11 protein-coding genes are annotated in these 12,376 nt (G+C 53.6%); 3 read left to right on the top strand and 8 right to left on the bottom strand.

Translation table 11 applies throughout. From position 1 onward, the window contains the following. Positions 1–223: 223 nt before the first annotated feature. From DSCA_RS12655 to DSCA_RS12635, 5 genes are all read right to left on the bottom strand, one after another. Positions 224–2,125, bottom strand: coding sequence for an adenylate/guanylate cyclase domain-containing protein (locus DSCA_RS12655; RefSeq protein WP_155316773.1), 1,902 nt, complete (start codon positions 2,123–2,125; stop codon positions 224–226). Positions 2,126–2,302: 177 nt separating this feature from the next. Then, on the bottom strand, positions 2,303–4,096 hold the full coding sequence (locus DSCA_RS12650; RefSeq protein WP_155316772.1) for an AMP-dependent synthetase/ligase: 1,794 nt from the start codon (positions 4,094–4,096) through the stop codon (positions 2,303–2,305). 106 nt (positions 4,097–4,202) lie between these two features. After that, positions 4,203–4,466 (bottom strand): HU family DNA-binding protein, encoded by a 264-nt coding sequence (locus DSCA_RS12645; RefSeq protein ID WP_155320402.1) that lies wholly within the window; start codon positions 4,464–4,466, stop codon positions 4,203–4,205. 145 nt (positions 4,467–4,611) lie between these two features. After that, positions 4,612–4,836: an HU family DNA-binding protein gene (locus tag DSCA_RS12640; protein WP_155316771.1), complete on the bottom strand. Its 225-nt coding sequence runs from the start codon at positions 4,834–4,836 to the stop codon at positions 4,612–4,614. Between the two features lie 242 nt (positions 4,837–5,078). Then, the gene (locus DSCA_RS12635) at positions 5,079–6,359 is read right to left on the bottom strand and encodes a hypothetical protein (protein WP_155316770.1); all 1,281 of its coding nucleotides are present in this window, start codon (positions 6,357–6,359) and stop codon (positions 5,079–5,081) included. Positions 6,360–6,717: 358 nt separating this feature from the next. Between DSCA_RS12635 and DSCA_RS12630 the strand changes: the two genes are divergently transcribed. From DSCA_RS12630 to DSCA_RS12620, 3 genes are all read left to right on the top strand, one after another. Continuing rightward, entirely contained in the window at positions 6,718–9,279 is a 2,562-nt protein-coding gene (locus DSCA_RS12630) for a hypothetical protein (protein ID WP_155316769.1), read from the top strand. 552 nt (positions 9,280–9,831) lie between these two features. Next, positions 9,832–10,257, top strand: coding sequence for a DUF3842 family protein (locus DSCA_RS12625; RefSeq protein ID WP_231716468.1), 426 nt, complete (start codon positions 9,832–9,834; stop codon positions 10,255–10,257). Then, positions 10,250–10,438, top strand: a complete 189-nt coding sequence (locus tag DSCA_RS12620) for a CooT family nickel-binding protein (RefSeq protein ID WP_155316767.1) — start codon at positions 10,250–10,252, stop codon at positions 10,436–10,438. The genes DSCA_RS12625 and DSCA_RS12620 overlap by 8 nt, the downstream gene beginning before the upstream one ends. Positions 10,439–10,470: 32 nt before the next feature. Here the strand turns inward: DSCA_RS12620 and DSCA_RS12615 are convergent, their stop codons facing one another. Genes DSCA_RS12615 through DSCA_RS12605 form a run of 3 tightly spaced genes read right to left on the bottom strand, consistent with a single transcriptional unit; the run spans position 10,471 to position 12,288 of the window. Further along, a complete protein-coding gene (locus tag DSCA_RS12615; RefSeq protein ID WP_155316766.1) occupies positions 10,471–11,190 on the bottom strand; it encodes an energy transducer TonB in 720 nt (239 codons plus the stop codon). A 5-nt stretch (positions 11,191–11,195) separates the two neighbouring features. Continuing rightward, entirely contained in the window at positions 11,196–11,603 is a 408-nt protein-coding gene (locus tag DSCA_RS12610) for an ExbD/TolR family protein (RefSeq protein WP_155316765.1), read from the bottom strand. Positions 11,604–11,622: 19 nt separating this feature from the next. Further along, on the bottom strand, positions 11,623–12,288 hold the full coding sequence (locus tag DSCA_RS12605; RefSeq protein WP_155316764.1) for a MotA/TolQ/ExbB proton channel family protein: 666 nt from the start codon (positions 12,286–12,288) through the stop codon (positions 11,623–11,625). Positions 12,289–12,376: the final 88 nt, after the last annotated feature.

Genomic DNA, 12,376 nt, shown 5'->3' with positions numbered 1-12,376 from the left:
CCAGAATGGCGAGCTGATTTTTTAATGGAAGAGGGGGAGCCGTTAAATAGTGTGCATCCAGAAATAGGAAAATTTGTTCGAGATCAAGGCGCGCGAAAAATTGTACCGCAGGCATAGGGTTGATATTCCGAGGATACAATTTTGAGCGCAACAAAGATATCGGGCAACTTGGCCATTTATGGATGGGCGCTAAATACGGTTTGGGTCTGTATTGACAGTGAGATCATTCAGGCAGTCCTGCCTGGCGCAGGACGTCGAGAGAATGTTCCACGTGGGCCGGGTCTTTGAATAAGATGATCTTTCGAGCCTGTCCCACCGAGAGGTCGGGCATGATTTTCAATAGCTCCGAGACATGGCGTCGAGCCGCTTCCATACGCCCAAGGCCAACGTAAGTCGCTGCCAGGCCCATATGTGCCGTGAAGGGCTCACACTCGCCGTTAAGGCAACGATCGAGGTGCTGTTTCCCTATGGCGAGCGCCTCCTCATAACGGCCGGCCATTCGGTAGGCATCGTCAATCATCATTAAATACCAGGCCGAACTATAGGGGCTGAGGCGCATCGCTTTTTCCGCAAGTTCGATCGCCTCGTCGAATCTTCCCGCACAGGTCATGGTATGCGACAAAAGGATATGGCACAAAGCATTGTTGGGGCCAAGGGCAATTGCCTTCTGGCCCGCGCCAATGGCCTTGTCATACTCCCCCTGGGCCAGGTAGATATTGCTCCAGAGCGAATGGACCTCGGGAAGGGTATTGTTGATCCCTGCGGCCTTTGTGGCAATGTCAATCGCCTGCTTGATTGATTCGGCAGGAGACTCGCTCCATCCCAGACTTGCTTCGGCCCAGTGCGTCCAGGCCAGCATGGTCCAGGCAATATCCCAATTCGGATCCAGTTTTGCGGCCCGTTCAAAGAACTGCTGGGCCCTGGCGTTGCTTTGCCTGGTAAACTGCTCAAAAAGGGTGGATCCTCTGATGAGATTGCCCCAGGCCTCAAGGTTGTCCGTCGTGCCCCACAGTCGGGCCTGCTCACCTTCGGTAAGCTTCACCTGCAGGGCCGTAAGTATCTTCAGTGTGATTTCATCTTGCAGTGCAAAGATATCTTTCAGTTCTCGATCATAGCGTTCGGCCCATAGATGATGTCCCGTCGTGGCATCTATCAGTTGAGCCGTCACCCGGATTTGGTCGCCGGACCTCTGGACGCTTCCTTCCAGGACGTACTGCACCCCCAGTTCTTCGCTCACCTGCTGAACCTTTACGGGTTTGCCTTTGTATGTAAACGTCGAGTTGCGGGCGATGACGAACATCTGGGGGATATGGGAAAGGGCTGAAATGATGGTTTCGCTGATGCCGTCGGCAAAGTACTCCTGTTCCTGATCGCGGCTCATGTTGACGAAGGGCAGCACGGCAATAGACGGTTTGTCGGGCAGGGGAAACAGCATTTTTTCGACGGAAGCGACGTCTTCAGGAACCGGATGAAGAAAAAAAGTCAACATCACCCATGCAGCACCTGTAATCACCAGGAAGGAAACCCCGCACAGAATCGCTTTGTGCCACGGCCCCAGTTGTTTCCGCTTTTGGCCCGGTGACTCGCCACTGGTTTCAGACCCGGGACAAAATCGATATACCCTTACCGGATCAGAAATATTCTTGACAGGCTGTTCTCCGAGGAACGCGAAAACCAGGTTCAGCTTGTTCTTGACCTGGTCATAGGCGGTGCCGGATATGCAGATTCCGCCACCGTCGGCAATCCCTTCTATCCGGGCCGCAATGTTGATTCCATCACCGTAAATGCGGTCTCCATCCTCGATGACATCTCCGAGGTTGATGCCGATACGAAACTCCATTTTGCGATTTTCAGAAAACGCCGTATTCCTTGCGCTGATGTCCCCCTGTATCGTAACGGCGCACTCCACCGCATCCACAACGCTTGAAAATTGTGCCAGCAGGTTGTCTCCCGGAGAGTCTACCACCCGTCCATTGTACTGGCTGATATGGGTTGCCAACACCTTTCTGTATTCTTTTAGCGTGTCAACGGTTGCGATCTCATCTTCTCCCATAAGGCGGCTGTACCCTTTTACATCAGCACTGAGAATAGCGCTCAGTTTGCGTTTTCTACGATCTGAGGGCATGGAATCAGCCTTTCATGGATGTTCATTAAAAACCGAAATATCAAATTGGAGCGAAAGGGTAAACCGCACTGAATCGACGACGCCAGCGCGAGGAATAATGCCAACAGGGTGTCGTCAGCTTGAATATGGCAAAATTGTTAGATTTTCTTTGACGACATCATCTTTTGCACCGTCCACCTAATCATCACTATACATTGCGTTGATGGCTTCCTCGTATTGGGCGATTGCCACATTCTTTTTGAGTTTCATCGTTGGCGTCAGCAGGCCGTTTTCGATGGTGAACTCGGGTACGATGGTGATCTTCTTGATCGTTTCGAAGCTGGCGAATTCCTTGTTTTTCATGGCCACTTCCCTTTCGATCATTGCCTGTACCTTGTCGTTGGCCATCAACGCTTCCAGTGAGTCGAAGGAGATGCCCCGGGCCTGTGCCCATTCCGGCACATTGTCAGGATCGATGGTGACGAGCGCGCTGAGGAATTTGCGCTTGTCCCCGATGATGCATATCTGATTGATGTACTTGGATGTGGCGATGACCCCTTCTATGGCGGACGGTGCTATGTTTTTACCGCCGGCAGTGATAATGAGGTCCTTTTTCCGCCCGGTGATTTTCAGGAAGTTCTCGCTGTCGATCTCACCCAGATCGCCGGTGTACAGCCACCCGTCGGGTGTAATCGTTTCAGCCGTCTCTTCCGGCATTTTGTAATATTCCTTCATGACGTTTCTCCCGCGATACATCACTTCACCGTCGTCGGCAAGTTTCTGCTCGATCCCGGGACCTGGAGGGCCGACCCAACCGAAACGATAGCTGTCGTAGCGGTTGAGATTGGTAAACGATGTGTTTTCCGTCATGCCGATGCCCTCGAGAATCAGAATGTCGGCGGCGTGGAAGAACCTGGCAATGGAGGGGTTCAACGGTGCTGCGCCGCTGATGCACCACTTGACCCTGCCCCCCAGGGCTGCCTTCACCTTGCTGAAGACCAGCTTGTTGGCCAAGGCATATTTGATTCCCAACCCGAAGGGAATAGGCTGCTTGTTGAGCTTGCAGTCACTGACCGCCTCCCCCACTTCACAGGCCCACCGGAAGATTTTCAGCGCTGCGCCGCCCTTGGCTTCCGCGCCGCTGATGACCTTGGAGTAGACTTTTTCGTAGATGCGGGGCACGCTGGCAAACCAGTGCGGACTGGCCGCGCCGATATCCTCGACGATGGTGTCCATGCTGCGCGTGAATGTCGTTGCGCACCCGGTGAGCAGGGTGGCGTAGACACAGGTGCGGGCAAACACGTGGGCCAGCGGCAGGAACAAAAATACTTCCTCTCCTTCGCTGATATTGGTGCTGCCTTTCACCGACTGGGCCGTAAAGGTGATGTTGTCGTGGGTCAGCACCGCGCCTTTGGGAACCCCTGTCGTACCGGATGTGTATACGATGCCAGCCGGGTCTGACGATGTCACGGCGTCCGCCCTTGAGTCGAAATCGGCATCGGCGACATCTTTGCCCAACGCCAGAAAGCCTTCGAAGCTGATGACCCAATCGTCTGCCGGTTCGTCTCCGGAAAACAGAACCACCTTGCGGATGTCGGGAATCTCGGCCCGGATTTCCATCAGCTTGGCCAGCTGGGCATTGTCCTCGGCGAAAATTACCACCGCATCCGAGTGATCGACGATATAACGGACATCTTTGGGCAGGTTGGACTGGTAAATGCCCACTGTCACCGCTCCGATGCTGGCGATGCCCATGTCGCAGAGCACCCACTGATAGCGCGAATAACTGAGAATGTTGACCTTGTCGCCTTTGCCCACCCCCAGCGCCATGAGCGATTTGCCCACCTTCCGGACCTGACCGTAAAACTGGTTCCAGGTCACCGAATCCGTCTGCCCGGGCTCCGTAAACCATTTGTAGGCACTGTTATCACCATATCGGTCGACCGTTTGTTTGAGCATGGCGTGCATGCCGGCATAGTCGATGAACTCCATGACGTTTCCTCCCCCTTTGTGCGACAGCGTCCTGCCGCGGTCCATATGCGCTGCAGATAAAGTACCCCGGAAAAATGCACACACCGAATTACAGGATGGCGGGCGGCTATGGAAGGTGTTTACCCGGCTTGAACGTTACCACGTTGCGCCCTTTGATTTTGATCTTTTCACCGGTTTGGGGATTCCGGCCCATCCGGGTTTTGCGGTAAACATTTTTGAATGTCCCGAATCCGACCAGGGTGACCTTGCTGTTTCTTTTCTTGAGTCCTTTTTTGATGCCATCCAGCGCTGAGTCGAACGCCACTTTTGCGGTGGCTTTCGGAATGTCGGCCTCCCTGGCAATTTTCTCGATAAGTTCAGCTTTGGTCATGTGGCCTCCTTGGTCTGGGTTCGGGTTAATGGTTATCAGGTCGCCGCATACTTGAGTCATGGGCTGCACCAATCGGCATCCGGGCTCTGGATTATCGGCGATCGACCCTTTCTTTCAATTCCTTACCCGCATCGAAAAAGGGCAGTTACTCCGGTGTGATCCGAAACGGCTCACCCGTTTTGGGATTAGGCCCGGTGTCGGATTGGTACTCTTTGACAAAAATGGAACGGCGTCCACGAATTTCGACTCGACCTCCTTCCATCAATGCATCGATTATTGTGTTGAAAAGCAGGTTCACCACCGATTCGGCCTCTGTTCTGGAACGGCCATCGGCGGCCTTCAGGGCTTGGATCAGTCCGAACCTGTTCATGCGCTCTTCTTTCCTGAATATCTTCTTGGAAGTGGCAGGGGGGTGATGTTGATGAAGAATAGTCTTTGACGAATTAATCTGTCAATGATTAAAGTGATTTATCCATGACTGTGTGGAATCGCCGGTCCTTGTCGTCCACAGACTCCAAGAAACTGTTCAGGAAGCACAACCATGCATTGGAACATGGCCATTTTGAGCAGCGCTGAAACACAAGATATCGGGTTTTTATGGCACCGTCCTGTTTACCTGGATGAAATCCGGTAGACCCAGTCCAATTCCCGGCACACCTGGTCAAATGTGCGGCCATGGATCAAAACCAGAATCGTTTTCTTGCCCGCGAACCACCCGAGGTCCACGGCCATACGGGGAAGGGAGAATCGTTTGGCATGCCGGTAGATGAACAGCGGCCATTTGAGCCAACCGTACGTACCCAATGCGGTCCGCATTGCGCGGCGAACCGTTGGGGTGAGAATCAGTTCGGAGACATCCCTGGCTTGAAACAGGGTTTCAAGTCGTGTGCGGTATGCATAGCGAACGATGGCAATCGTCTCTCCCTTTCCCAGCGTGTCCAGCCAGGACCGTGTCCGATAAAGCAGCGGACCGATAGCGGCCTCTTCCACAGGCGTGTCGGAATCGGGAAAATAATTTCGGGCAATATGGTCTGCCGCTTTCCGTACAGCCACTTTCCATTTCTCCCAGGTTGGGCTGGACAGCATCACCGTAGAAAATCCAACCAGTTCCCGGCGGATTTCAAGAAGGGCCGGATCGGCCTCCATGGCCGGTGGCATCTGCACATGGGAGAGATCTTCCAGGGTCTCTTCCAGGAGGACAACATCTTCTTCCTCTGACCTGCCATGGCCCTGGTCGTATGCATTCAGGGCCACCTTGCCTACATAAACGGTGATATCCAGGACCAGCGTCCGTATCAGCAAAAGGACCACAACCTTTCGCGACAATAAAAAAATCCAGGAGAATGGATCGATAAAGAAAAGAAAGCGAATACGGCTGATTCTCCGTATCAGGATTCGATGTTCCGCGTACCACTTCACCGACGGGTGCTGCATCACCTCGGTGGACCACCGAAACAGGTTGCGGATGGTCTTGATATTCATCGATTTCAGACGATTCAGTTCCGGTCGCTGGAGAATCCGGTCAAACCGGACCAGGGAATCGTTCATGCATTGAACCAGATACCCTAACGATACCTGGAGCTCGGGGCGCCGGGCGTCCGGAAAAAAACAGGCTGCGATGGCGCGGACATAGTCCACCAGCTGATCCAGACCACCGCGGCCGGGCGACAGGGAGTAGCGAATTTCATCGCAGCGGTCCTGGATCACCCGAATGCCGTTTCTGCGGTTCAAGGAAACGGTTTCCGCCCCCTCGGCCAGGGATTTCAGTTCCCTTTGCAGGGAACGGTTCCAGGCGAAAATCCCCTGGGCCCGCCACACCGCAATCAGCAGCAGGCAGGCGAGGCCCAGACCGACGCCGCCCCAGAACAGTTTTATGATCCACCACCAATCCATCGTGGTGGACAGTATAAATGAAATGGACGCTCAGATACAGTGGGATTTGGCACCCATCAGGATGTTGGGGCCGGGCAGCTGGCAGGCCCGGCTGCGATTGCACTTCCAAACTTTTCCATGTCGCGTCAATCAGCCGACCTGGGGGTAATTGAGATGCGGTTACGAATCGGTCCCTCATCTAACGCGCCTCTTTTCAGGATAAACACGCAATTTCAGCCTGGCCGGCAGGGGACAGACGAACTGCAATTTTGGCATTGAGCCAAAACTACATTTGGTTTAATTGGTAGGTTTTCTGGATTGCATTCAAACTGCTGACTGTTGCCTTCATGCGAATGCTCAAAATGACAGGAGATGCCAGATGTTACAAAGGGCCCTCATCACGGTTCTGATCTGTTTCACTTTCATCGAATATTCAAATGCCGGCTCTACCATCGGGCAGGCATCGTTCGATTCTTTAGCCTTGACACGCCAGTTGTCCCAAGAAGCGGCACAGGTTTACACAAGCCGCATGACTTCCTTGATAGAAGAACGAAAGCGACTTTCGGCTGCACGGGATGAAAACGGAGAGATACCTTCAGATAATCTTGACCGTATTGCCGAAATCAACCGTGAACTTAAGGAACTAAGTGAGAAAAAATCGACAGTATTAGGATCGGATCGCACATGGAAGGCATTTGAATCCGTTCGCGTCATGTATCAAACACTTCATCACGTGGAGAACAGCATGAACCAAGTAGATACTTGGTCAAGTGACGAAGCGTGGATGGATAAATCCACCGGCGGTTTGCTGGCCAGGTATCATCGTGATCTTCAGGTTGCGAACAAGGGAATAGACTATGGTCAGCGCCTGCTATCTCTGCAAACACTCATCCAAAAAATGGACCTAAAGGCGCCAACGCCTGCTTTCAGAAAAATGCGAGACGGACTGAATGGCTTGTTTTGGTTGATGAAGACATTCGGCGACAAATCTGGATTGCCGGTTGTCAGCGATTTCATACAACACTACGGCGATGCCGGTACCGCCATGGTCGGTGCGTCAGAGAGGATATACCGAAGAATCCTGGATCGAGATGACAACCAGCTGCTGCCCGGCCGCCACGGTGATGACGGCCGGTATAATGCTTTCGAAAAACAATTTCCTCGGTTGGCGGACCGAATGGATATCGTAAAACCACAGATCCCCGGATTGCCGGATGTCTATGAAAGCGGTGACGGCGGTGTCTTGATTTGGGATCGCCAATATAAAATTTGGTACCGCACCCACCCGAACCGTCCTGAAAAGGCCAGCTTGCCTAATATAACTAATTTGGGGCCTGATGCCACCGTTTTGTCCCCCGAACAAGTGTTGCAACGGTACATTTTCTTAAAACAGAATGGAGATCAGGCCCCATCTCCGCTTACCGTATTGGCCGATCCAACCAAGGTCGTTGCATTGTCACTCAGATCTGACCGTGAAGTTGTCGGGCCGGGTGGAAATATACAACTTAACCTCACGGCAATGACCATGAGCGGCGATCAGCGACCGATTATTTTGGCAAAACTACGAGCCAAACCTAAATCGAACATTTCGGAAACGCTGATCAGCAGCCGATATGGAATCATCGAACCATCGCTGATTGACTTGTCGGAACCTGAAAAAGCCGTATGGCGAGCGCCTAACAACAGCAACACGGTGTTTGAAATAAGTGCGACTCTGAGCGGAGACAATGACGACAAAGGGCTGATCCAGGTGGGTAGTGCCGTTATCGAGGTTGCCACAGGCAATCCAAGCCAACTGAAAATTCGCGTAGAACCGGCCGTTTGCCAACCTCTGGGGGATGGACAAGTTTATTTTTCACTGCTCGACGGCAATGGTAACCCTGTTGCCGCCGCTGAGGGTAAGACCGCTGATGAACTTATCATCATGAATGGCTCTGATGGATTGCTGGTCGAAAGCCCTCGCTGGATTGACAAAGGCAGTGGAAACGGTTGGGCGGCCTGGCACGCACCTAATGTGCCTGGCGAATATAAACTGAATGCTTCTTTTCGTGGTTTTTCCGAATTCGGGGTCCTATCTTCCCGAGCTGTTTTGGGTGCAAAACAGGTCGCGACCGTCACAGTAGTCAGTGACAGCAAGAAGAAAGACAATGAAACAGGACTAAAAGCGTTGCTATCCAAGTGCAGTCTTTCAATCGATAATTTTTCTGCTGCTCCGATGGCACCCGCTTCCAAGGATGCGCCACTGGGTGTTAAAGCGAATGCAGGATACAATCTGTTCGTTCCGATGCAAGGACGGGCAATCGTCTCAATTGGCATGGATGGGATTGAACAGGTCCGGAAAACAAGGGATCTAGAACCGGGGAGCAGTTCTTTCAATGATGATATCGCTTTGGAAATACCGGCAAAAAAGGTTGCAGGAAATCATCAGGTTGCGCTTGTCGTTAGTATTGAACTGGAACGGGACGGGAAGATTCTTAAAGGCCCTTCTGATCGAAGGGAGGTGAATTTTAATATAGACTTGTCGGAAGAGACTGAAAACAAAGGGGTCGCTGGAGTGTGGGAGGGCAAGGCCATAACTGATGTAATCTATTTTGAAGAGCAGCTGAAAAACCATCAAGAGCTCAAGCTGACCCTGAATATCAATGAAGACGAAAAGTCCGGCCAAATGGTTTATCTAATGACGGCAGACAGCATTCATAAGTTAGCGCCTGACGCCGAGGCCTCATCTTTTAGATCCAGTGCCGGTGAGAAATGGGAGTACCCAGTTTCGATCTCAACGTCTGGAAATAGCGTTACCATTACCGAGATCGATGAAGAAGATCCCGAGCTGGCAAGCACATATAAGCTTACGCTGGATGCACCTGACCACATGAGCGCATCAGCCAAAGACAAATCGGAATTTTCTGAACAGACCTATTCAGTCGTTTTTCAAAAACAATAGACCGGTATCAGCAGGCCGATGTCGAATTGCTGATAGACTGCAGAAATTGGAAGGCTTGCCCGTAGTTACAGAGCCATCTGAAGCATTTTTAACATGCCCGTATCCAGATCAGTTTCGATTTGATCTGACACCGCACTTGAAAAAGTGAGGGTTGCCGGCTTTGATCAAGGTCCTATGGCTATCCTATAAAAACCGACCTCACCTTTGACCAGGCATCTGTTGTCGATATCGGTTTGGTTCGGATACTGAATAGGCTTGACTTGATGATTCCTTTTGGGCTATTTGTTCAGGTATTGAAACAAGGCGCCAAGAAGGTGTTGCGGTAAACCGAAAATCGAATCCGTTTTCAGGCCACGAAGGCATCGGCAGGAATTGAAACCACTGCTGCATTCGTGGTTTTTTTGTTTCTGAAGCGGGTGGCCGGATTTTGAGAATTCGCCTTCGGAGATGGGAGGCTCAACCGGGGAGCCTGTTAAAACCGGTTGCCCATCTTCCCTGGCTGAATGTCATGATCCGGAATACCCCGGTCCCCAATACATAGAAAAGATAATCGTGAGAAAACGTGTTTGTGTCATTGACGGTCAGGGCGGCGGTATCGGCTCGACACTGATCAAATACCTCAGGGCCGCCCATGGCGAAACGATCGAACTGATCGCCCTGGGAACCAACGCCATCGCCGCCTCCCAGATGCTGCGGGCAGGCGCCAACCGCTGCGCCTCCGGTGAAAACGCCATCTGTCAGACGGCGGGCCGCGCCCACTGCATCGTCGGGCCGGTGACCATCACCTGGGCCAACGCCATGCTCGGTGAAGTAACGCCCCGGATGGCCGAAGCGGTGACCACCAGTCGCGCAGTCAAGCTGCTGTTGCCCCTGTTCCAGGAAAATGCAGAAATCATCGGGGTGGCCGCCGAACCGCTGCCCCATCTGGTCCAGATCCTGGTGGAGAAACGATTAAAGGAGGTACTCGATCATGTGTGAAGCCAATGCTTACATGGTTAAAGATGGAGAGGAAACCCTGCTCATGGAGTCGGTCGACCTGGTGGAGCCCGAAGCTGACGGTACTTTCCGCCTGGTAGGAATCTTCGGCGACCAGATTACCATCAAGGGGAAGATCAGGCGCATGAACCTGGTGGACCACCGTATTTTATTTGAACCCTGACACACCCGACCTTTTATCCAGGATGGTTTATCTCAAGTCAGTTCAAAAACAATGGTCAGTTCCAGGGGCAGGTCTCCCTTGAACAGATTGGCGGGCAGCCGGGGGAAGGGGGCGGCGTTTTTCACCGCATCCAGGGCGGCCATATTCAGGGCTTTGCTTCTGGAGCCCTTGGTGACGGCCACTTTCCAGACACTCCCGTCGGTGGACAGGACGAAACGGATGGTGACCCGGCCTTCGATGCTTCTGGCCTTGGCGGCCTCCGGGTAGCGTTTGCGCCTCTCGATCTTCATGCGCACCATGTCCAGGTAGCTGGACGCGGTCATGAATTCATCGGCCGTTTCCGAGACCTGGGGGCCGGGAACCCAGTCGGCACTGTCCACGCCCGGCGTCTGGGGCATGTCCGGTGCGCTGATGTCCTCCACCAGGGTGTCCGGCAGGTTGTTCTCTACCGGGGCCATGGCCAGCGGCCGGAAGCGGGGCAGGGGGCGCTGGACTACGTCCAGCTTTTTAACCGGATTCGTGGGTGCGGGCATTCTGGGGCGCGGCCGGGGGCGGGGAATGTCCCGGGTTGCCGGCCGGGCGATGTTCTGAAGGGTCATTTCGATATAGCTCAAGGTGCTGGATTGGTAAACGCCGGATACCTGGATAAAAATTCCGGCATGGACCACCAATGAGAAGATGATCAGTGTTCGCAGGAGCCAATTGGGTTCCGATGTGCGCTGCACCGATGACGGATGCTGTTGCGATTCCATGGCCGCTACAATTCCTTTTCCGTGGCCAGGCAGAGCCGGCCGGCACCGGCTGCCTTGGCAATGTCCATGACCTTGACCGCCTTGTTGAGGATCACCGCCCGGTCGGCCCGAACGACGACCAGTTCATCTTCTTTGTCCCCAATCTTCTCCTTGATCCGATCGAACAGCCGGTCAAGGGATATGGCTTCCTCGCCCAGAAAGGCCCGCCCCCGGGAATCGACGAAAATGGTGATGGTTTCCTCGGTCTGGGGGGCCGCGGCCCGGGCCTGGGGCAGTTTGATCTTGATGCCTTCATCCACCATAAAGTTGGTGGTGAGCAGAAAATAGATCAACAGCATGAAAACGATGTCGATCAGCGACGTCATGGGCATCTGTACCGGGTAGCGCGCTTTGGGCCTGGCATGGACGAGCATGGGGCAACTCCTGATGGGTTTACGGGTGTGCATGGGTGTGCGTGTGCGTATGGGCTTTTCCCGTGTGGGTGTGCCCATGAATCCGGAATCCGATGGACTTGAGAAAGGTCACGGTGCCGTCCTGGAGCTGGGCTTCGTATCGGTCCACCCGGGCAGTCAGATAGCTGTGGGCCACCATGGTGGGCAGGGCCACGGCCAGTCCCAACGCCGTGGTCAGCATGGCTTCCCAGATACCGCCGGCCAGCACTGCCGCATTGACCTTGCCCCCCATTTCCTGGATGACCATGAAGGCCTTGATCATCCCCAGTACCGTGCCGAGCAATCCCAGCAGGGGCGTGATGTTGCCGATGGTGGCCAGGGCCTGAAGATAGCGGGACAGTTCCCGGGTTTCCGCCTCGGTCGCGTGCACCAGAACCGCCTCCAGGGTCTCCCGGTCCTGGTTTTTGACTTCCATGGCCTGGGTGAAAATTCTTCCCATGGGAGAGGTGTCCCGGCTGGCGACCTCATAGGCCTGGTGATCTTGACCCTTTTTAAGATGCGTGGAAACATTGGATACCAGGCCGTTGCCGCGTATGGTTACCCGGCTGAGCCGGACGAGGCGTTCCAGGAACAGGGCCAGGGCGATCACCGAACACAGCAAAATGGGCCCCACCAGAACGCCCCCTTTGGCAAGAAAATCGAACATCGTGTTGCTCCTTGAATATAGATAAATAGACTGAAGGCTGAAGACTATAGGGCCGGCGGAATATTATCCATTGACGATCTGGAGCCGT

It is taken from the genome of Desulfosarcina alkanivorans, assembly GCF_009688945.1.
Classification (GTDB): Bacteria; Desulfobacterota; Desulfobacteria; order Desulfobacterales; family Desulfosarcinaceae; genus Desulfosarcina; species Desulfosarcina alkanivorans.
The sequence above is the reverse complement of the archived record's forward strand: the minus strand, read 5'-3'. Positions and strand labels throughout refer to the sequence as shown.